General features: G+C 69.9%; 16 protein-coding genes. 8 read left to right on the top strand and 8 right to left on the bottom strand.

Going from position 1 to position 20,942, the window contains the following annotated elements; all coding sequences use genetic code 11:
- Positions 1-493: 493 nt before the first annotated feature.
- From TA3x_RS06440 to TA3x_RS06420, 5 genes are all read right to left on the bottom strand, one after another.
- Positions 494-1,246: a gamma-glutamyl-gamma-aminobutyrate hydrolase family protein gene (locus TA3x_RS06440; protein ID WP_435019425.1), complete on the bottom strand. Its 753-nt coding sequence runs from the start codon at positions 1,244-1,246 to the stop codon at positions 494-496.
- 478 nt (positions 1,247-1,724) lie between these two features.
- Complete coding sequence (locus TA3x_RS06435) at positions 1,725-3,515, bottom strand: cytochrome b N-terminal domain-containing protein (RefSeq protein ID WP_435019423.1); 1,791 nt, start codon at positions 3,513-3,515, stop codon at positions 1,725-1,727.
- Positions 3,508-4,035 carry a ubiquinol-cytochrome c reductase iron-sulfur subunit gene (locus TA3x_RS06430; protein WP_435019421.1) on the bottom strand — a complete coding sequence of 176 codons (528 nt, stop codon included), beginning with the start codon at positions 4,033-4,035 and terminating at the stop codon, positions 3,508-3,510. The genes TA3x_RS06435 and TA3x_RS06430 overlap by 8 nt, the downstream gene beginning before the upstream one ends.
- A gap of 160 nt (positions 4,036-4,195) precedes the next feature.
- Entirely contained in the window at positions 4,196-5,185 is a 990-nt protein-coding gene (locus tag TA3x_RS06425; RefSeq protein WP_435019419.1) for a DHH family phosphoesterase, read from the bottom strand.
- A 90-nt stretch (positions 5,186-5,275) separates the two neighbouring features.
- Positions 5,276-6,259, bottom strand: a complete 984-nt coding sequence (locus TA3x_RS06420) for a GDP-mannose 4,6-dehydratase (RefSeq protein WP_435019417.1) — start codon at positions 6,257-6,259, stop codon at positions 5,276-5,278.
- Positions 6,260-6,527: 268 nt separating this feature from the next.
- On the opposite strand from TA3x_RS06420, the gene TA3x_RS06415 reads away from it, so the two are divergent.
- Positions 6,528-7,130, top strand: a complete 603-nt coding sequence (locus TA3x_RS06415) for a hypothetical protein (protein WP_435019415.1) — start codon at positions 6,528-6,530, stop codon at positions 7,128-7,130.
- 94 nt (positions 7,131-7,224) lie between these two features.
- Here the strand turns inward: TA3x_RS06415 and TA3x_RS06410 are convergent, their stop codons facing one another.
- Complete coding sequence (locus TA3x_RS06410) at positions 7,225-7,671, bottom strand: hypothetical protein (protein WP_435019413.1); 447 nt, start codon at positions 7,669-7,671, stop codon at positions 7,225-7,227.
- Positions 7,672-8,090: 419 nt separating this feature from the next.
- Here TA3x_RS06410 and TA3x_RS06405 point away from each other — a divergent pair, with 419 nt between their 5' ends.
- The 4 genes from TA3x_RS06405 to TA3x_RS06390 all read left to right on the top strand — a co-directional run bounded on the left by TA3x_RS06405 (position 8,091) and on the right by TA3x_RS06390 (position 14,229).
- Entirely contained in the window at positions 8,091-9,752 is a 1,662-nt protein-coding gene (locus tag TA3x_RS06405; protein ID WP_435019411.1) for a tetratricopeptide repeat protein, read from the top strand.
- Between the two features lie 89 nt (positions 9,753-9,841).
- On the top strand, positions 9,842-11,062 hold the full coding sequence (locus tag TA3x_RS06400; protein WP_435019409.1) for a tetratricopeptide repeat protein: 1,221 nt from the start codon (positions 9,842-9,844) through the stop codon (positions 11,060-11,062).
- Positions 11,063-11,159: 97 nt separating this feature from the next.
- The gene (locus TA3x_RS06395) at positions 11,160-12,701 is read left to right on the top strand and encodes a trypsin-like peptidase domain-containing protein (protein ID WP_435019407.1); all 1,542 of its coding nucleotides are present in this window, start codon (positions 11,160-11,162) and stop codon (positions 12,699-12,701) included.
- A gap of 94 nt (positions 12,702-12,795) precedes the next feature.
- Positions 12,796-14,229 (top strand): sigma-54-dependent transcriptional regulator, encoded by a 1,434-nt coding sequence (locus tag TA3x_RS06390; RefSeq protein WP_435019405.1) that lies wholly within the window; start codon positions 12,796-12,798, stop codon positions 14,227-14,229.
- A gap of 6 nt (positions 14,230-14,235) precedes the next feature.
- Here the strand turns inward: TA3x_RS06390 and TA3x_RS06385 are convergent, their stop codons facing one another.
- Both TA3x_RS06385 and TA3x_RS06380 read right to left on the bottom strand, forming a co-directional pair.
- On the bottom strand, positions 14,236-15,552 hold the full coding sequence (locus tag TA3x_RS06385; protein ID WP_435019403.1) for a hypothetical protein: 1,317 nt from the start codon (positions 15,550-15,552) through the stop codon (positions 14,236-14,238).
- A gap of 44 nt (positions 15,553-15,596) precedes the next feature.
- Complete coding sequence (locus TA3x_RS06380; protein WP_435019401.1) at positions 15,597-16,685, bottom strand: aminopeptidase; 1,089 nt, start codon at positions 16,683-16,685, stop codon at positions 15,597-15,599.
- 174 nt (positions 16,686-16,859) lie between these two features.
- On the opposite strand from TA3x_RS06380, the gene TA3x_RS06375 reads away from it, so the two are divergent.
- From TA3x_RS06375 to TA3x_RS06365, 3 genes are read left to right on the top strand one after another with little or no spacing between them, the layout of a single operon-like run.
- A complete protein-coding gene (locus TA3x_RS06375; protein WP_435019399.1) occupies positions 16,860-18,779 on the top strand; it encodes a M20/M25/M40 family metallo-hydrolase in 1,920 nt (639 codons plus the stop codon).
- The gene (locus TA3x_RS06370) at positions 18,776-19,822 is read left to right on the top strand and encodes a hypothetical protein (protein ID WP_435019397.1); all 1,047 of its coding nucleotides are present in this window, start codon (positions 18,776-18,778) and stop codon (positions 19,820-19,822) included. Before TA3x_RS06375 ends, TA3x_RS06370 begins: the two co-directional genes overlap by 4 nt.
- A complete protein-coding gene (locus TA3x_RS06365) occupies positions 19,819-20,928 on the top strand; it encodes an ABC transporter ATP-binding protein (RefSeq protein WP_435019395.1) in 1,110 nt (369 codons plus the stop codon). The genes TA3x_RS06370 and TA3x_RS06365 overlap by 4 nt, the downstream gene beginning before the upstream one ends.
- Positions 20,929-20,942: the final 14 nt, after the last annotated feature.

Below are 20,942 nucleotides of genomic sequence, written 5' to 3'. Positions count from 1 at the left end.
CGCCGTCGTGCGGCAGAGCGGCCTGCGGGCGTCCACACCCTCGATCCGCCGTCGGCCGTCACGTCGCTGAGCCCGAAGATCCGTCGCCGGCCCAGGCCATGATCCGGCCCGCCTCAGGGCCGGGATGGCGGGCCGCCGCACACGCCCGGTGAGGCCCAACATCGAGAGCAGGCGAAGGCCGCCCGGCGGGCGAGCGGGGACCGCGTCCCCGGCGTGCCGTCGGGGACTTTCCTGGTCCCGCGATCGCGATGGGGCTGACTTCGCATCAAAACAACGAGGCCGGCGGAGCCGGGCCATGCCCAGGTTCCGCCGGCCTCGATGAGTTTGGACGGGGGAGGATCGCATCAAGAGGCGCCATCTTCGGCTACTCTTCTAGCCCATCCTTGGGCAAAGCGATCCTGACGCGGCCCAACGGCCGCTGCCCCCGTCCTTTGTACGAATGAGCCGCGATCGTCCGGGACCCGATGCGGGTCGGCGATGGCGGCGGGGCCGGTCAGCCGACCCGGGCCAGGGTCGGGGCCGACCTGGATGAGGCCGCGGCCGAGGCGAAGGCCTCGATCAGGGGCATGTCGAGCGCGGCGTTCGCCTCGTGCTCGGGATGCCACTGGACCCCGGTGACCCACCACCCGGCATCCTTCCCCTCGAACGCCTCGATCAGCCCGTCCGGCGCGGTCGCTCCGACGCGGAAGATCGGGGCCAGCTTGCGGATGCCCTGGTGGTGATAGCTGTTCACCCGGACCTCGCCCGGCCCGTAGATCTCTTCCAGGCGGGTGCCCCGCTCCATGACCACCGGATGGCGGTGGATGCCCCCCTTGGGGTCGCGATGGGTCAGGCCCCGGGGCATGTCCTCGGGCAGGTGGAGATAGTTGCCGCCGCCGTTGACGACGTTGAGCAGCTGCATCCCCACGCCGATGCCGAGCACCGGCATCCGCCGCATCTGGGCCAGCTTGATCAGCAGCCGGTCGGCGGTCTCGCGACGCTCCGCGATCACCGTGACCGAGGGATGGGGGGCCAGGCCCATCTTCTTCGGGTCCAGGTCATCGCCCCCGGTGAGGAGGACGCCATCCAGCCGGTCCAGGATCGGCGAAAGGTCATCCGACTTGGTCATGGGGGGGAGGAGGATGGGGACGGCTCCGGCGGAAAGGAGACAATCGAAATAGCAGCAGGCCAGGGCGCTGTGGGCGGTCCGGCCCTTCGCGGCGTTTCGAAAGTCGGTGTTGATGCCAATCATCGGACGGTCGCTCATGGGTGGCTTCCTTTCCTTGCGTTGTACGTCAGCGAAATCCGTTCGTTGACCATCCCTCGCGGCGACCTTCGCGGGTCGCGTCGGGACGACGAGCATCGATCTTCGATGCCCATGGCGTGGCGGATTCTCGGGTGAAAAATCGCCACATTCACGCATGTTGGCCAGAGATCGAGAACCGAACCGAGATGGCCGGGTGGTCGCCGACATCGGAGTCGGCGATCGAGGGCAGCTCCACTTCGGATGATCACTGGGTCGAACGAGGAGAGCCGGTGCGATGTATGAGCATTTGCATCTCATTCATCTCTTTGATGCACCGCCTGAGGTGGGTGAAGTCTACCGGATGTGTCGGTTCGACTCAAGAAGTTTTACAATCAAAGACGCTATTTTTGTGACGATTTTCCCTCTCACGAGAACGGGAAGTCAGGTAGCCGGTCCGGCCCGAATCCGGCCCGGCCCGGCCACCCCCCGCGGTCGCGGATCAGGGGCCGGGCGCGAGGGCCGATCCCGTGGGCATGGCCCGGGGGAGGAAGTAATCCCCCTTGAGGTAGCGGATCAAGGTATCCAGATCCGCGTCGGTCATCTGGTTCTCGGACGACGGCATCTTCTGCTCGTCCTCCAGGTAGCCGTACAGGTTGGCCGCCCCGGGATGGCGAATCATGCGGGAAATCCAGCGTCCCGAGCCCCACGCGAACAGGTCCGGGGCGGGCTGGAGCATCGAATCCCGCTTGCCCGGATCGCCCATCGTATGGCACTCCGTGCATTCGTTCTGGAACGGCTTGAACCCGGCATGCTCCCGGGTCGACGGCTCGGCCATCCATTCCGCCGGGGTCATGTCCGGGGGGATCGCCGCGAACGACGCCACGAAGTCGGCCACGTCGCCGAGTTCCGCCTCGGAGAGCTTCGAGGTCTCCTTCCAGGTCTGCATCCCGTCACACTGGGGGGCCTTGCCAAAGTAAGCATCGGCGTCTGGCTTTTTCAGGAGGCCGTGGACCCATTCCCGCGTCCCGAATCCGGAGAGCTCGGCGGCCGACTGCTGGCCGTTGACCTCGCCGTCGAAGGCGTGGCATCCCTGGCACTTCCTGGCGAAGATCGCGGAGCCCCGGGTCAGGGGGTCGCGCCCCAGGAGATAGGAGGAACCCTCCGGCGGGATCCCCTGGTGCATGGCCAGGTCGCGGGCCCGCGTCGCCTCCTGATCGGCCCGTTTCCTGGCGGCGAGGAAGCCGGGGTCCCGGGCGTCGCCGGCCACGGCCTCGAAGGTCAGGAAGCCGGCCCCCCCCACGATGGCGAACAGGAATCCGCAGGCCACGAGGTGGGCCAACCGGCGGGGCAGGACCCGGTCGATGAGCGGGAGCAGGAACAGGACCGTCCCGATGGCCCCCGGGATGATCATCGTCCCGATGATCTCCTTCTCGCCGGTGAAGCGGTGGAGCAGCCGGTTCAGTGAGAGGAAGTACCACTCCGGCCGGGCCGGATAATCCTCGGCCGCGGGGTCGGCGGGGGCATCCAGCGAGTATCCGTGGCGATACAGGACGATCGCCGACAGGATCGCGAGCAGGACCATCCCGGCGGCCCCGTTGAGGAAGGCCTGCTTCGGCCAGAATGGTCCGTCCACGGTCGCCTTTCGCGGCCGGTTCACCCCATGCTTCAGGGTCAACCCTGCGGAGGCGGCCAGCCCGAGCGCGTAGATCGCGGGGAGGACGACGGCGTGGAGGCCGTAGATCCGGGTGACGGTCTGGTTGCCGAATTCGGATCCGCCCAGGATCAGCTTGCGGATGATCGGGCCGAGCACCGGGGTCCCGCCCGCGATGTTCATCTCGACCACCGCGGCCCAGTAGCCGCGCTGGTCCCACGGCAGGATGTTGCCGGTGACGCCCAGGACCAGGGTCAGGGCCACCAGGCCCAGGAGGATCCACCACTGGAGCTCCCGGGGCGCGCGGTAGGCGCCGGTCAGCACGGATAGGGACAACTGGCCGCCGGCCAGGATCACCATCGCGAAGGCGCCGAAGCGGTGGAGCCCGCGGATGAACCAGCCCAGGTCCATCTGCTCGGTGATATAGAAGACGCTGCCCCAGGCGGTCGTGGCCGAGGGGCTGTAGGTGGTCATCAGCAGGAGGCCGGTGATCGCCTCGATCAGGAAGGCCGCCACCAGCGAGGCGCCGACGGCATAGAGCCAGTTGCCGCCCCCGGGGATCGGGAGGTCGAGGGCCTTCTTCCAGGGCGAGCGCAGGCCGGTCCTCGCATCGAACCAGCTGGCCAGGGAATTAAGCAAGGGGGGTCTTCTCCTGGGACTGGGGCCGGAACCGGAGGAATTTCACCTCGATCCTGGGGTCGTCGTCGCCGATCAGGCGCACTTCGAGCTGGTCCATCGAACGGGGGGAGACGGCGTTCTTCCGCGTGCCGTCCAGGTTGAAGACCGAATCGTGGCACGGGCAGAGGAATGACTTGCCCCCGGAGGCCAGCGCGACCGGGCAGCTCAGGTGGGGGCACTCCGACGACAGGGCGATCACCGGCTCCTTGGCGGTCTCCGGCTGGCGGATCAGCCACACCGACCCGACCGGCTGCCGCGGGTAGCGGACCCAGCCGTCCTGGCGCTCGGCGAGGATCGAGAACGATTGGGGCTCGCCCACCTTCAACTGGCCGAGCCGCGTCAGGAACCGGAAGTCGCCGTCCTCGCCGCGTTTGGTGAGCGGATCGACGAAGAAACGGATCCCGGGGATCGCCAGCGCCAGCGAGAAGGCGCTGCCCAGGACGATGGTGCCCAGGCGGTAGAGGTCACGTCGATGGAGCATACGCGGGCCTTTGGACCGGGGAGGGTGGGCGCGCGGGGCGCGGGGGCGGGGCATGCTGGCGGGGGGTGCCAATGTGACTAATGTACAAAGCGCGAGGGCCATCGGAAAGGCGCGGGTGACGCCGATCGATGGCCCGAACGGGGCGGGTTTTTCGCGAGGATCAGCCGCCCAGGGCGGCGCGCACCGCCGACAGGACCCGGGGCACGCTCTCGGACATCGGGTCGGGGAGCAAGGCCCCCGCCGCCGCGCGATGGCCGCCGCCGCCGAACTGGCCGGCGAGCTTGGAGCAGTCCAGGCCGTTGCGGGAGCGGACGCTCAGCTTGATCCCGCCCCGGGCCTGCTCGATGAACAGGAGCCCGACCTCCACCCCCTCGACGCTCACCGTATAGTCGACCAGGTCCTCGGTATCCTGGGGGATGGCCCCGGTGCGGGCGAAGTCGTCGCGCGTCACAGTGGCATAGGCGATCCGGCCGTCCAGGTCGGTGCGAAGGCTGCTCAGCGACTCGCCGAGCATCCGGAGCCGCCCCAGCGTGCTCCGCTCGAAGAGGAGCCGGTAGATCTCCTCGATCCGGGCCCCGGACTCGGTCAGCCGGGCCGCCGTGCGCAGGGTCTCGGGCCGGGTGTTGGGGTGGCGGAACCAGCCGGTGTCCATGGCGATGGCGGTCAGCAGGCCGGTGCTCATCTCCGGGGTCAGGGCCACCCCCAGCGCCTCGGCGGCCTGGGTGACCAGGGTGCCGGTGGCCTCGGCCGACGTATCCTTAAGATAGGTCGCCCCCAGGTCATCCTGGCTGACGTGGTGGTCGATGACCAGCCGGGGGCCGGCGAAGCCCCGCACCCACTCGGCCACCTCGCCCAACTGGCTCCAGGCGGACAGGTCGAGGATCACCACGGCGTCGCGATCGGCCAGGTCTTCCGGCTTCGTCTGCGTCCCATAGTGTTCGAACAGGGTGCCGTCCGGGTCGAGGAAGTCGTAGCGAGGCGGGGTCCGGCTGGCGTTCACCACCCGGACGTCCTTCCCCTTCTGCCGGAGCAGGCCCACCATCCCGACTTCCGAGCCGAGGGCATCGCCGTCCGGGCGGACGTGGGTGGTCACCAGGAAGCGATCGCAGGTGGCGATCAGGTGGGCGAGTGGCGACCAGTCGAGCGGCATGAGCGAGCGTCCCGGATCATTGGATGGATGGAAGTCTGAGTTTACCGCAGAGAGCGGCCCGCCCGCAACCGGGGCCGGGCCGGCCCCCGGTCACGTCGTGTAGGTTTCGACCCGGAAGAGGCCGAGATTGTCGCGGACCCAGGCGATCGTCTCGTCGAGCGCCTGGTCGAGCGTGTAGCGCGGCTCCCAGCCCCAGAGCTCGCGGGCCAAGGCCGTCCCGGCCAGGAGCCGTCCGACCTCGCTGGCCGCCGGGCGGACCCGGTCGGGGTCGGATTCCACCCGGATCGGCTTGCCGATCCGCGCGGCGATCCTCTCCACCAACTCCCCGATGGTGAGGTCATCCCCCCGGCCGATGTTCACGGCCCGGCCGATCGCGGCGTCGCACTGGGCGATTGCCAGAAAGCCGGCCGCCGTGTCCTTCACATAGGTCAGGTCGCGGCGCGGATCCAGGCTGCCCAGCTTCACGGTCGACCGCGCCAGGGCCTGGCTGATGATGGTCGGGATGATCGCCCGGGCCGATTGCCGGGGGCCGAAGGTGTTGAACGGGCGGAGGATGGCGACCGGGAGCCCGAACGCCCGGTGATAGCTCTCGCCCAACGCATCGGCCCCGATCTTGGTGGCCGCATACGGCGACTGGCCGCGCAGGGGGTGCTTCTCGTCGATCGGCACATACTGCGCGGTCCCGTAGACCTCGGAGGTCGAGGTCAGCACGACTCGCTGGAGCGTGGAGCTGGATCGGCAGGCGTCCAGGACGTGGATCGTCCCCATCACGTTGGTCTGCGCGACGTCGAGCGGGTTCTGATAGGAATAGGGGATCGCGATCAACGCCCCGAGGTGGAACACCCAGTCCATCCCCTGCACCGCCGACCGCACCGCCTCGCCATCCTTGAGGTCCCCGCGATGGACCTCGATCGCGTCGCGGATCTCCGGGTCGAGACGATCCAGGTGGCCGCGGTCGTCGCGGCCGTTGTACTTGACGAACGCGCGGACCTCATGCCCTTCCCGGACCAGGAGTTCGGCGAGATGGCTCCCGATGAAACCGCCCGCGCCCGTCACCAGCACTTTCCTGCCCATGCCGACCCTCCCTGCTCCGGTCAATATCCCGCAATCGGCGCCATCCTAAGATATTCCCGCCCTTTCACAACGCGAATCCCTCCCCGGTCCCGGACCGAACCCGCAACCCGCATCTGCTTTGGAGTAGGATCAGCTTTGCGGATCCGAAGAAAGATCCCATTGCCCTTAAAGGGCCAGGCTTATCCAGTCGATCATGTTCAACATCGCGGGAGAGAGCGAAGCCCGACCCGCCGGGCTGACCATGGCGAACGACTCAGGAGATGTGACGATGGGACTTCGACTGATCTTGGTGAGCCTGGTTGCGAGCATGGGATTCGAGCTGCCGACCTCGCAGGAGGTCCAGACGTGGAGCCGGTCGGGGCGGGAGTGGGTCGCGGCCCGGGTCGGAGAGTTCTCGGCCCCGCTGATCGGGGAGGCGCCGGCGGAGGCCGTTGAAGCCCCCACGATCGTTGCGGAATCGCCTGAGAAGCCCGAGCCGGCCGAGGCCGACCCCGTCGATGACCTGACCTTCGAGGTCGTGGTCGAGGGGATGGCCGTCCGTTTCGGCGACGAGTTCGAAATCGCCCGGGCCGAGGCCGCCCGGATCGAGGCCGCCACCGTCGCCATCGCCGAGCCCGCCGATGAGGTCGAGCCTCTCGCCCCGAACGTGGGCCTGGTCGAGGCCGAAGAACTCGTCGCGTCCGACATGACGCACGACGACGCGAGCCTCCCGCCCGCCGAGGGACTGGCCGCGGCCCCCGCCGAGCCCGGCCGGATCGACCGACTGTCCAATGCCGTCCAGCTGACTCGGAAGGCCGTCGCGGCCTGGGCCTGCCTGATCCAGGTGTCCGACGTGGCCCGGGTCGGTGACGAAGTGGTCCTGTCCCGCTGAGGCGGGCCGGCCGGATGATGGGATGGCCCGAGGGGCGACCCGAGACCTACCGGTCCCGGGTCGCCCCTCGGGCTTTGTGCCTTTCGAATGCGTTTCATGCCGGGGCGATGGCCGCCAACTCGGGCTCGGACTCGCCCGAGGAATCCTCGTCCCCTGCCCCGTCCACCCACTCGACCCGGCGATAGCCGAGGCTGGCGGCCACGCGCAGGACATCCCCGTGCGACGGGAAGGGCTTGCCCGATTGCACCTTGAACTGCTGGACAGCGTTCATGAACTCGAGTTCATCGTCGGTGTATTGTTTTTCGAACGTGGTGGGGTCGATCCGCCTCCGACGATCCTTCCGCGTCCGCGAAACCCGGGAGGGGGCAGCGGTTTCCGCCTCGACATCGGGCGTCGGCGCGTCGGCCTCGGGGGCGATGGGCCGGCGACGATCGTGGCCGCTCCGGCGCTCGTGAAAGAGAGAATCGGGGGGATAGGCAGAAAAATCGAATTTCGGCGTCGCGGGTCGCGTCTCATCAGGAATCATGTCGGACACGATCATCTCCTCCTCTCAACGCGAGTTACGGCCCCGTCGCGCGAACCTAACCCCGGAGATCCTGGATGGCGTGGGATCGGCCCGGCCGCGATTCGATGGAGTCGCTCGGCCATTCGCGATCCGCCTCTCCCTGGCTCTAGGTCGCGGCGACCCGCCTGTCAAACCGGGGGCGTTGGAAGGATGAGTCGGAGAACGCTGCCCGCGCCCATCTCGGGGGCGATGCGTCGCCGATGCCGTGGGGGCCTCGGCCCCGTCCGTGTGGCATAATGGGGGGAGTCGAGAGGATTCAAGCCGAACCTCTCGAAAGCCGAGTTGTCGCCCGGCGGCATATTGTCCCGGGATCGTGCGAAAACTAGATTACTTTGAACGTCTTGCGCCCGAGCCGTTCCCGCGGCCCGGTTGACCCATCCTGGAGATCCCCGATCATGTCCCGAACCGCGCGGTGGTGGAGAGGCGTCGGGCCCTTGACGTTGGGCGGCGTGATGCTGTCCGGGGCAGCGGCCTTCGCCGAGACTCCTTCCCTGTCCCAGCAGCTGGTCGACCTCGGTCGCCAGGCGTCGGCCCGCGGCAACGCCGCAGAGGCCAAATCGTTCTACCGCAACGCCCTGAGGCTCGACCCGAACAACGCCGAGGCCCGCGCCGGCCTGGGCCTGGCCGATTCCGTGCGGCAGGTCGCCTTCCAGGATCCGGCCGAGCCGGCCCCGGCCATGGCCCCCCCGGCGACCTCCGAGCCGATCGCGGAAGAATCCCCGATCGAGCGTCAGCAGCGGTTCACCGACGTCGCCCGCCAGGCATTCGTCAACGACGTCCGGCAGCGGCTCCAGGCCGCCCGCGACCTCAACAACGCCGGCAATCCCGAAGGGGGCCTGTCGGTCCTCCGCGACGCCCTGACGGTGGTCACGTCTTCCGATCAGATCCCCGAGGACACCCGGCGCCGCCTCGAAAACGAGGTCCGCAATCAGATCGGCGCGACCGAGCGGCTCGAAGAGCGGACCAACCTGGAACGCGCCGAGCGATATCGGATCTACGCCTCCCAGACCGCCCGCTCGGCGGCCCTGGACCGCCTGTCCCGCGACCAGGACACGGTCAACACCCTGATGGCCGAGTATGACAGCCTGATGGAGGAGGGGCGTTACCGCTTCTCCGCCTCCGGTGGGCTCGGCGACATCAACACCACGACGCAGCCGTTCGTCGACGCCCGGTATCGGGCCCAGGCCGCCCGCGCCCTGGCGCCGGACGCCCTGGCCCCCTATGCGGGCGTCTTCACGGCCGACACGACCGGCTTCCTGGCCCAGGCGATCTCGTTCGACCTGCTCAAGGAATACCGGTTCATGCTCACGATGGCCGACGTCGATCGGTCGGCCGTGCCGTTCAACGACACCCGGACCATCGAGTATCCCGAGCGGGCCGCGTGGCAGGCCGTCTCCGAGAAGCGGATCCTCCGCTACGGAAACGCCGACTACCTTTTCGATCGCGACGAGAAGACCAAGGCGATCCTCTCCAAGCTCAACGAGCGGATCTCGATGGCCTTCCCCAACGAGACCCCGCTCGAAGACGTGCTCAAGTACATCCAGCAGAGCACCCAGGATGAGGCCGCCGGACTGCCCACGGGCATCCCGATCTATCTTGACCCGCAGAGCCTGGTGGATTCCGACAAGACCGCTGCCTCGCCGATCATGATCAACCTGGAAGGCATCCCCCTCAAGACCACCCTGCGGTTGCTCCTGAAGCAACTGGCCATGACCTACACGGTCAAGGACGGCCTGCTCACCATCGTCTCGGAGGAATCCGAGGACCGGCCGACCGAAATCCGCGTTTACCAGGTCGCCGACCTCGCCATCATCCCCCTCTCGCTGTTCGGCATGTCCGGCGGCGGCATGGGCGGCGGCATGGGCGGCATGGGCGGCGGCATGGGTGGCATGGGTGGCATGGGCGGCATGGGCGGCGGCATGGGTGGCATGGGCGGCGGCATGGGTGGCATGGGCGGCGGCATGGGTGGCATGGGCGGCATGATGTCCGTTGCCCCCCAGGACCCCGCGACCCTGCCCGGCGGCGGCTCCTCGTTCGAGGAAAAAAAAAGCAACTAAACGCCCTTAACCAGACCCCGCCAACCGCCACAACCCCTCGGGACCGCGTCGCCCCCCCGGCGACCGGTCCCGCTCCCATTCCCGGGGGCGTGCCGAAGGGGCGGCCCCGCAAGCTCGACGACGAGCCGACGATCAGGTCAGCCCCCGCGGAGAAGGCCGCACCCAAGGCCGGCCCCGCGCGTGGTGTCGATCCGACCCAGTTCTGGAAGGGGTACTTCGAGAAGTCCGACGAGGCCCCGTCGCAGTTCTTCGTGACGGTCGCCCAGCTGGTCCAGGCCAAGGACTTCGTCAACGCAGAGGCGGCGATCAAGGCCTACCTCAACGCGCACAAGAAGCAGGCCGAGCCCTGGATGTACGAGTGGCTGGTCAAGATCCTGGAGATCCGCAAGCGTCCGGATTCCGAAGTCAAGCAGGCCCTGGAATACGCCGCCTACCTGGCCAAGCGGAATCGGAACGTCAACGACCTGATCCGGGTCGCCGACATGATGGTCCTCCGGAAGATCGACGGCAGCATCGGCGAAGGGGCCACGCAGACATCGACCGGAGAGCTGATCGACCTGGCGGCCGAGATCGCGCCGACCAATGCCTTCCCGCCGATGATGTCGATCAACCTCGCGTTGCGGACCAAGGACCCGAAGCGGATGATGGCATCGACCGACCAGCTCCTGTCGCTCGGCTGGCCCGGCTCCGACGACCAGTTGCGGCGGGATGCCAGGAAGCAGGTCGAGGCGCTCGCCAAGATCCTCCGCGATGAGGGGCAGACCGACGAGGCCGACGCGATGCTCGCCCGCTGGCCGGAGATCGAGGCCCGCGACCTCTACCTGCGCCTGACCTGGGAGGGCGAGGCCGACATCGACCTGACCGTCGCCGAGCCGCTGGGGGCGACCGCCAGCTTCAACAACCCCCGCACCGTCTTCGGCGGCGCGATCGTCAAGAACGGCTACGGCAAGCATCCCGAGGAGGTCTATGTCTGCCCTCGGGCCTTCGCGGGCGACTACACGGCCAAGGTCGATGTGATCTTCAACGACCCGGCGAAGCCCGTCACCGAGGTGACCCTGGAGGTCATCAAGCACGAGGGCACGCCGGCCGAGGCCCGAGAAACGCACCGCCTCAAGCTCTCCGACCTCAAGCCGATCGTGATCCACCTGGAGGAAGGCCGGCGCAAGGTCGTCCTCCCCTACATCCCCCCGCCCGAACGCCCGGTCATCGACCCCAAGACGAAGCCGAACGGGGCCGAGGCCAAGGCGGCCCCCAACCCGGCGACCACCCCGGCCCCCGCCCGCCCGGCCTCGCCCCCGATCCGGCCCTGAGCGGGGCGGGGGCAAGACGCACCCCCTAGGAAACGGGGGGCGTTCTTGCTATGGTGCAAGCCACACAGCATCGCTTGCTCTAGGAAGGAGACCGGCCGTGTTTCGCCGTCGAACGCGACCCCGGAGCATCGACTTCGTCTTGGTCGCCCTGGCGGCCCTGGCCGGGCCGGGGCTTCTGCCGGGCCGGGCGCCCGGGCAGAACGAGGCCGAGACCCTCTCCGTGAGCTTCCGGACGGCGGCCCGCCGGGCGTTGCCGGCGGTCGTCTCGATTCGCCCGCAGGCCCCCATCGGCGCGATCGTCCCGCCCTTCGGCATCCCGCCGATCCTGCCCGGCCGGATGGCCCCGGGGGGATCGGGGGTCGTCATCGATGCCGCCCGGGGCCTGATCCTGACCAACGATCACGTGCTCGGCGACGGTGGGCCGGTGGTGGTGTCGCTGGGCGACGGCCGCGAACGCCAGGTCGCCCGCGCCGATCGCGACCCCAAGAGCGACCTGGCCCTGCTGACCCTGGCAGACCCATCGGGTTTGGTCCAGGCGGAGTGGGGCGAATCCCAGGCGATCGACATCGGCGACTGGGTGCTGGCGATCGGCCAGCCGTTCGGCCTGTCGGGCACGGTCACCGCCGGGATCGTCAGCGGCAAGGGTCGAGGCGTCGGCCTGGCCCTGTATGAAGACCTGATCCAGACCGACGCGGCGATCAACCCGGGCAACTCGGGCGGCCCCCTGATCAACCTCCGGGGCGAGATCGTCGGGATCACCACCGCGATGAAGACCGCCGGGGGCGGTTTCGAGGGGGTTGGCTTCGCCCTGCCCTCGTCCCGGGCCCGGCGGGTCGCGGACGAACTCGCCGCCTTCGGCCGGGTGCGCCGGTCGTTCCTGGGGATCAACATCCGCCGGGTCGATCCCCCGACCGCCGCCCGCCTCGGGCGCCCGGACGCCGCGATGATCTTCGGGGTCGTCGAGGGCAGCCCCGCCGCCCAGGCGGGCCTCCGCCCCGGCGACGTGATCCTCCAGCTCGGCGGCCGGCCGATCAACGGGACCGGCCCGCTCCAGACCGCGATCGAGGTCGCGGCGGTCGGCGAGCCCCTGGCTCTGACCGTCGATCGCGACGGGGAGTCGCGAGAGATCACCGTCGTGCCCGCCGCCCAGCCGGATCGCTTCGGGCTCGCCCCCGTCGCTCCGATCGCCCCGCCGACCGTGGCCACGCCCCCGAACGTCGGCCCCGCCGACGAGCCTCCCCTGCGGCCCGACCCGGCCCCGACCGCCCGCCTCCAGGAGGGGAATCCGGGGCGGGTCGTGTCCCGGTTCACCACCCTGGGCGACCTCGGCCTGACCCTCGCGGAGAAGGAGCCCGGCGTGTGCGTCGTCGAGCGGGTGACCCCCGACGGCCCGGCCGATCTCGGCGGGCTGGAGGCGGGGATGCGAATCACCGACCTGGACGGTTCCCCGATCCGCTCGATCGAAGACCTGCTCGCGTTGTCGTTGCCCGATCGCGACGTTCGGGTCGGCATCATGCGAGGCCCGAAGCCGGGCGTGCGGATCATCCCCCGGCCCGCCCGGACCTCGGGGCCGGCCCCCGAGCCGGCGGCGCCCCGGCTCCCCGCGGCGGCCCCGACGCCGAGGCCCGACCCGAACTGAATCGCATCGCGGGGGTGGCCGCCCGGCCCGCCGGGAGGGCCCCCGTCCATGGAATGGACCACGCCTGAGACGGCATCGAGAAGGCCCCCGCATCATGAAACCACGCATCCTTGTGGTCGACGACACGCCCCTGAGCCGGGAGACCTTGCGCCAGGTCTTCGAGGAGGACGGGTGCGAGGTCGAGGTCGTGGCCGATGGCAAGGCCGCGCTGGAGCGGCTCCGATCCCATCCGTTCCAGATCGTCCTGACCGACTACATCATGCCCGAGATGACCGGGCTGCAACTTCTGGCCGCGGTCCGGGCCGAGAAGATCCCCTGCGGGGTCATCCTCCTGACCGGCCACGGCGACCCGCAGCTCGCCCTGCAGGCCATGAAGGACGGCGCCGACGACTTCGTCGCCAAGCCGTGCGAGCCCGACCGGCTCCGGCTCCTGGTCCGCCGGACCCTGGAGCAACGCCTGGTGATCGACGAGCTGGAGCAGCTCCGCGTCCAGATGCGCGAGGACTATCGGTTCCACAACATCGTGTCCAAGAGCCCGAAGATGCGGAAGATCTTCGACCTGATCAAGCACGTCGGCCCCCTGGGCTCGACGATCCTGATCTGGGGGGAGACCGGCACCGGCAAGGAATTGATCGCCCAGGCGATCCACGCCTCGGACACCCGCCGCGACGGCCCGTTCGTCGCCCTGAACTGCGCCGCCCTGAACGATGCCCTCCTGGAATCCGAGCTGTTCGGCCACGAGCGGGGCGCCTTCACCGGGGCCGAGCGGCGCAAGAAGGGCCGGTTCGAGATGGCCGACGGCGGGACGCTGTTCCTGGACGAGATCGGCGAGATCTCGCACGCCATGCAGGCCAAGCTGCTCCGCGTCCTCCAGTCGGGCACTTTCGAACGGGTGGGCGGGACGGAGACGATCACCGTCTCGGTGCGGATCGTCGCGGCCTCCAACAAGAAGCTGGAGGACGAGGTCAAGGCGGGCCGGTTCCGCTCCGACCTGTACTACCGGCTGGCGGTGGTCCGGCTCGACGTGCCCCCGCTCCGCGAACGGACCGAGGACATCCCGCTCCTGGCCCGCTACTTCCTCGAAAAGCTGACCGCCAAGAGCACCCCGCCCGTCACCGAGATCGACACCGGGGCCATGCAGGCGTTGCTGGAGCACTCCTGGCCCGGCCACGTCCGCGAACTGGAGAACGCCATCAAGGCCGCCGTGGCGATGGCCGACGGCACCGTGATCCACCGCGACTCCCTGCCCGCCACGGTCGCCCCGCGCGAGGGGAAGTCCTCGACCCCGGCGGGCCTGATCGACATCGAGCGTCCCCTGCTCGAATTGACCGGCGACCTCGTCTCCCGGGTCGAGCGCGACTACTTCACCCGCCTGCTGGCCTACTACAAGGGGAACGTCGCCCGCTGCGCCAAGCACAGCGGGCTGTCGCGGCGGAGCGTGACCCAGAAGCTCCAGAAGTACGAACTCGACCGCACCCAGTTCAAGGACCCGGGACGCCGCGACGCCGTCCCGATCGGCGACGCCTGACGCCGATCAGGGCAGGGGCACATCCTTGAACTCGATTTCCAGAGGGATCGAGACGACCTTGCTGGGGGCCTCGTAGACCAGTTGGTAGTCGGCCGGCTTGCCCGGGGCGTCCACGAACAGGTATTCGAAGCTGATCCGGCCGGCGTCGGCCCCGGTGTTGTTGAACCCGCCGTTGTGCATGAACCGCGATCCGTCGGGCTTCTGGAGCCAGATCCGGTTGTTGAACAGGCCCTGGCGGTAGCTCTCGAACTCGGGGCCCCCCTCGGGGTACTGGATCACCAGGGCGACCTTCCAGACCTGCTCGTCGACCTCGGTCGATTCGAGCGTGACGCTGATGTCCCCCTGCTTCTGCACCGCGTCGACGGCCGCCAGGCTGGGGAACCGGAACGCCTTGACGCCCGAGGGGACGGAGAGCGACGCCTTCACCGACAGCGTGGCCAGCGTCTTCGCGGCTCGGTCGGGGGCGACGAGGTTCACGTTCATCTCGGCGGCGCAGTCGGCCGCGCGGAGGGCGACCTCGCCGGCCTCCTCCATCACCTGCGGCTTGACCTCCTCGCCCCGGTCGTCGACGACCTTCACGTCCTCGTTCTTGAGCGACAGGAGCATCGGCCGGAGCCGGGGCTCCCAGGCCACCTCGAACTGGGCGTTGGCCGTCCCGGTGCCGGCCTGGAAGTCGCGAGCCGCGGCGATCTGCTTGAACAGGATCCGATAGGGCCCGTTGTAGGCGACCATCGGCTTCGCCCGGGGCGGCATGCCCGGCTCCATCGGGGTGCCCGCCATCAGGCCGATCGAGCCGTCCCCGGTGTAGGGCTGGATGGTGACCCCGGCCTGCTCGGCCACGAGGTCGAGCGCCTCGAAGAAGGTTTTGCCGTCGATGTCCAAGTCGAGCGCCGGGTTGGTCGCCTCGGCGCCATATTGCTCGCGGAGGTCGGTGATCACGTTGCCGGTCTGGGTCTGCAGGGCCTTGACGACCTCGGTCAGCCGCAGCCCCTGCCCCTTCAGGGTCACGCGGCTCGCGCCGAGGTTGGTGACCTCCTCCTTCTGGCGGAGGGCGTCGCGGATCCGCTCCAGCCGCTCGGTCAGGTCGGGCCTGGAAGCATCCCCGGCGGCCGGGAGGAACGGCAGGACCCGAGGGCCGAGGTCGATCAACGACTTCTCGGCGGCGGCGCGGGCCTCCACCTTCGGTCCCGAGAGCCGCTCGACCAGTTGCGCCACGCGATCCTTGAGCGCGGCGTCCGAGACCTGCCCGGACGCCATCGATCCTCCAAGCAGGGCGAAGGAAAGCGCGATCCCCGCCGCGGCCGATCCCCATCCTCGACGCATCGCCGTCCCTCCCCGATCGGGTTGTAGAGTTCTGACCGAGCCCGTCAGCCGACCAGCCACGTCCCGTCCTGCATCACCACCCGGCCGTCGGCGGTGACCTTCCCCCCGGAGCGTAGATCCACGATCAGGTCCCAGTGGAGGGCCGACTCGTTGGTCCCGCCGGTCTCGGCGTAGCTCTGGCCGAGCGCCAGGTGGACCGTGCCGCCGATCTTCTCGTCGAAGAGGATCGACCCGGTAAAACGGTCGATGCCCGCGTTCAGGCCGATGCCCAACTCGCCGAGCCTCCGGGCGCCGGCGTCGAGGTCGAGCATCGACAGGAGGTACTCCTCCCCCTCGTCGGCGCGGGCCGAGACGACCCGACCGTCCTCGAAGGCCAGCGCGATCCCCTTCAACTCGCGCCCGCCCCGGCAGACCGGGAACGAGCACCGCAAGGTCCCCTGGGCCGACGTCTCGACCGGCCCGGTGAAGATCTCGCCCGATGGCATGTTCCGCCGGCCGTCGGAGTTGATCCAGGTCCGGCCGCCGACGTCGAGCGTCAGGTCGGTCCCCTCGGCCTCGATCCGCACCCGCTTCACCCCCGTCATGTACTCGACCAGCCCCGCCTGCCGGCGTCCCAGGTCCTGCCAGGCGGCCACGGGGTCGGGGCGATCGAGGAACAGGGCGGAGGCGACGAATGATTCGTAGTCTTCCAAACTCATCCCGGCGTCCGCCGCGTAAGCGGGCGTCGGGTATTGCGTCAGCACCCACCGCTTCTTGCTGGCCAGGGCCCGGAGCGGGGCGCGTGCTCGGTCGACGATCGCCTGCCGGCGCGGGTCGACCCCCTTCATCGACCGGGTGTCGGACTCCGCCGAGATCCGGATCCGGCCGTCGACCACCTCGGCCTCGCGGACCGAGATCGGCGACAGGTAGGCGAGCTGATCGTCGTTGGCGTGGCCGACGAAGTGCTCGGCCAGCCCCGGCAACTCGACCCGGACCACCGGGTTGGCACCCCGCTCGACGACCCGGCGATAGCAGGCCTCGATCAGCGGCCGGGCTTCCAGCTCCGAGCCGATCAGGATCGTCTCGCCGGGGGCGACGCGGAGGCAGTAGTCGACCAGCAGGGTGGCCCAGCGTTCGATCAGGTCGTCGGTCATCGTCACCCCTCGCGGCCGATCCGGGCCAAGACGTCCGTCCGAGATCGACGTTACCCGACCGCGAAGCCCGTCGCAACCGCTTGACGGGGGGGAGCCCAGGCTCGAAAATCGACCGACCGTCGGCCCAACGGCCCGGCCTCGATTCCGCCAGGCCCCCGAGAAGGATCGCACCGCATGGCATCCCGCACGTTCGCCCTCCGGACCCCGGCCGCGCTCGCGCCGGCCCTCCTGCTCGGACTGGCCGCCGTCGCCGCCCGGGGCGACTCCCCGCCGGCCTACGTGAGCGCGAGCCAGGCCCGCATCCGCCAGGACGTCGGCTACCTGGCCGCCGATGCCCAGGAAGGGCGCGCCCCCGGCACCCGGGGCATCGAGGCGGCGGCCGACTACATCGCGGGCGTCTTCCGGGAGATCGGCCTCAAGCCCGCGCCGGGCGCCGACGGCTTCTTCCAGCCGTTCACGATCAAGGGGAACGCCGCCCTGGACGGGGCCGCCTCCCTCTATGCGACCCTGCCCGCCAACCCCAAGAGCGAGGCCGGCAAGGACGACTTCTCGCCGCTGGCCATCGGCGCCGGGGGGACGATCGACAAGCTGCCGGTCGTGTTCGTGGGCTACGGGATCACCGCGAAGGACGAGAAGAACAACCTCGACTACGACGACTACGCCGGGATCGACGTCAAGGGGAAGGTCGTCCTGGTCATCCGCCGCGAACCCCAGCTCGACGACGAGAAGAGCCCGTTCGCCGGCAAGACGACCACGATCTACGCCTCGGTCAACCACAAGCTGACCAACGCGTTCCAGCACGGAGCGGCGGCCGTCCTGTTCGTCAACGACCTCGCCGGCCTGAAGGACGGCCCCGATCGCCTGGTGCCGATCGAGGGGTTCGGCTCGGAGGAGAACTCGCCGATCCCGTTCGTGATGGTCAAGCGTGACTTCGCGGACGGCCTCCTCTCCGCCGGCGGGCTCCCGTCGCTCAAGGAGGTCGAGAAAGAGATCGACGGCGACCTCAAGCCCCGGAGCCGGCCGATCGAGAACGTGACGGTCTCCGGCTCGTTCCCGATCGTCCGCAAGGGAATCACGACCAAGAACGTGATCGGCGTGCTGGAAGGGGCCGGCCCCCTGGCCGACGAGACGATCGTAGTGGGCGGCCACTATGACCACCTCGGCACCGGCGGCCTGACGTCGGGCTCTTTGGCCTTCTTCTCGAAAGACATCCACAACGGCGCCGACGACAATGCGTCGGGCACGGCGATGGTGCTGGAACTGGCCCGTCGCCTGGCCCGGCGGCCCGACCCCCTGCCCCGGCGGGTCGTGTTCATGGCCTTCTCGGGCGAGGAGAAGGGCCTGCTCGGGTCGCGGCACTACGTCGAGCATCCCCTGATCCCGCTCGACAAGACGGTCATGATGATCAACTTCGACATGGTGGGCCGGCTCAGCGACAAGGGCGAACTCACCATCGTCGGCACCGGCAGCACGCCCGGGATCGAGGAGATCGTGGACGCCCTGGGCACGGCGGCCGGGTTCAAGGTCAAGAAGGTCAAGGGGATGTCCGACGGGTTCGGCGGCAGCGACCACGAGTCGTTCTACCGCAAGGACGTGCCGATCCTGTTCCCGTTCACCGGCCTCCACGCGGACTACCACCGCCCCAGCGACGACGCCGACAAGATCAACTACGCCGGCATGACGCGGATCGCCGACTTCGGCGAACTTCTCTTGCTGGACATCGCCCGGCGTCCCGAGCGGCCCCAGTTCGTCAAGGCGGCCGAGGCGCCCCGCCCCGGCCACGGCGGGGGATCGGGCAACGCCGACCCCGGCCGGCTCTCGACCTCGGCCTACCTGGGCACCGTCCCCGACTACGCCGGCGAGGAGAAGGGCGTGAAGCTGTCCGACGTCCGGCCCGACAGCCCGGCCGCCAAGGGGGGCCTGAAGGGGGGCGACGTGATCGTCGGCTTCGGCGGCAAGCCGATCGCCACGATCTACGACTACACCGACAACCTGGGCCGATCCAAGCCCGGCGACAAGGTCGAGATCGTCGTCAAGCGCGACGGCAAGGACGTCACCCTGACCGTCACCCTGGGATCGCGGCCCGGTCAATGAGGCGGTTCCCGCAACTCCTCGCCCTGGCCCTCCTCGCCCCCATGCTCGGCTGCCGCCCGGCCGGCGATGACCCCCTGGTCATCGCCTCGCCGTGGCCCCAGCCCGAGCGGGACCGGGCCGACGCAGCGTATCGATCGGGCCAGGAGCCGTCGCGGCCGGTCGCCTGGGTGGCGCTGGAACCCGGCGATCGCCTGGCCGATGCGCTCGCCCGCCGGGGCGGCGTCGACCTGATCGTGGGCGGGTCGAGGGAGGAACTGGCCCGGCTCGCGGAGGCCGGCCGGGTCGAGCTTGCGACCCTACCGGACGCCCCGACGGCGGAGGCTTCCGATCCGGGCCCCTCCCCGGCCGGGCTCGCCGACCCTCGGGACGACCCCGCCGCCTTCGCGGAGATCGTCGCCTTCCTGGTCCGGGGGGAATGGCCGGTGCAGTATGCCGGTCTGGTGCGCCGGGCCGCCGTGGGCCGCATCCAACAGGGGCTATCGGCGAGTCCGTCCGTCCGTCCGGGGTTCGCGGTCGTGAAATCGACGCGGCACCGGGACGAGGCGATGGCGTTCCTCGCCACCCTGGCCGGGCCCCAGGACCGGGCGGCGATCTCGCCCCTCGATGCCCGCGCCGATGGCCTGGTCGCCGACCTGATCGGGGCGACGATGGTGGACGCCCACGACGAGATGCGATCGGCCTGGACGGCGCTCGAACGGTACGGGCACCCGGCGGCGGCGGAGGCCCCCTTCTTCGAGGCACCGCCCTGGCCGCCCGCCTCGGTCACGAGGCTCCGGTCCGACCCAGCCGATGCCCCGCTGCTGGAGACGTTGGCCGAGCAGGTCGCGCCCGGCCCGGAGGAGCGGGCGTGGCTCCTGGAAAGCTGGGGTGGCAAGACCCGGCCGATCGACGGGGCGCTGCTCCACGACCTGGTCGGCGCGGCCGGGGGCCGGCTGGCACGCGAGCCCCGGTTCCGTTCCTGGCTCCGGGCCGAGTGGACGGCCTGGGCCCGCCAGCGTTACCGACGGGTCGCCCGCGTGGCCCGGGGATGGGTCCCGTCGTGATCCGAGTCGTCCTGGAAAACCTGGTGCGTCGCCTGGACGACGTGGCCGTCGTGGACGGGGCCTCGCTGGAGATCCGCCCCGGCGAATTGACCTACGTCCTCGGCCCGTCGGGGGCGGGCAAGACCACCCTGGCGCGGCTGATCGCGGGGCTGGAACCGCTGGACGACGGCGAGATCTACTTCGATGGCCGGCTGGTCCACGCCCTGCCGCCCCAGGACCGGGGCGTCGGCATGGTGTTCCAGGACGACGCCCTCTGGCCCCACCTGACCGTGGCCGAGAACGTCGCCTACCCGCTGAAGCTTCGCCCCGGATCGCGACGGGACCGCCGCGCCCGGGTCGGCGAGGCGCTCACCGCCGCCCGGCTCGACGGCCTGGCCGACAAGCGGCCCGCGCGGCTCTCGGGCCTCCAGCGGCAGAGGGTCGCGCTGGCGCGGGCCCTGGTGCTGAACCCCGACCTGCTGATCCTCGACGAGCCTTTGGGCCGGCTGGAGGATCGGGTCCGGGGCGAGTTCCGCGAGGAGATCGCCCGGGCGGTGGCCGAGTCCGAGACGACGGCCCTGGTCCTCACCAACGACCCCCGCGAGGCCCTGGCGATGGCCGACCGGATCGCCGTCATGGACCTGGGCCGGATCGTCCAGTCGGGGACGCCCGCCGAGGTCTACAACCGGCCGGTCGACGCCTTCTCCGCCCGCCTGCTCGGGGCGATCAACCTGATCCAGGGGCAGGTGGAGGCGGTCGACGCCTCGGGCGAGGTGGTCGTCCGGACCCCGCTGGGCCGGCTGGTCGGGCGGATCGACGAGAACGCGACGACCTCCCCCGGCCTGCCCGCCACGGTGGCCGTCCGGCCCGAGGCGATGGGCCTGGGCCCCAACGTCCCGGCCGGGTCCAACCGATTCGTCGCGACCATCGAGCGGGTGGTGTTCCAGGGGGAGACCCGGCAGATCCACCTGCGCGGGCCCAACGAGTGGCCGGTGCTCGCCCTCGCCCTCCAGTCCCAGCCCACGTCGCTCCGCGAGGGCCAGACCCTGACCGTCTCGGTCTCGCCCGAGTCGATCATCGTCCTGCCGGCCAAGCATGCCATCGCCGACCCGCCCGCCGCCGGCTGAGCGGAGACAGGCTC

This window comes from Tundrisphaera macrotermitis (assembly GCF_051175315.1).
GTDB lineage: Bacteria > Planctomycetota > Planctomycetia > Isosphaerales > Isosphaeraceae > Tundrisphaera.
The sequence above is the reverse complement of the archived record's forward strand: the minus strand, read 5'-3'. Positions and strand labels throughout refer to the sequence as shown.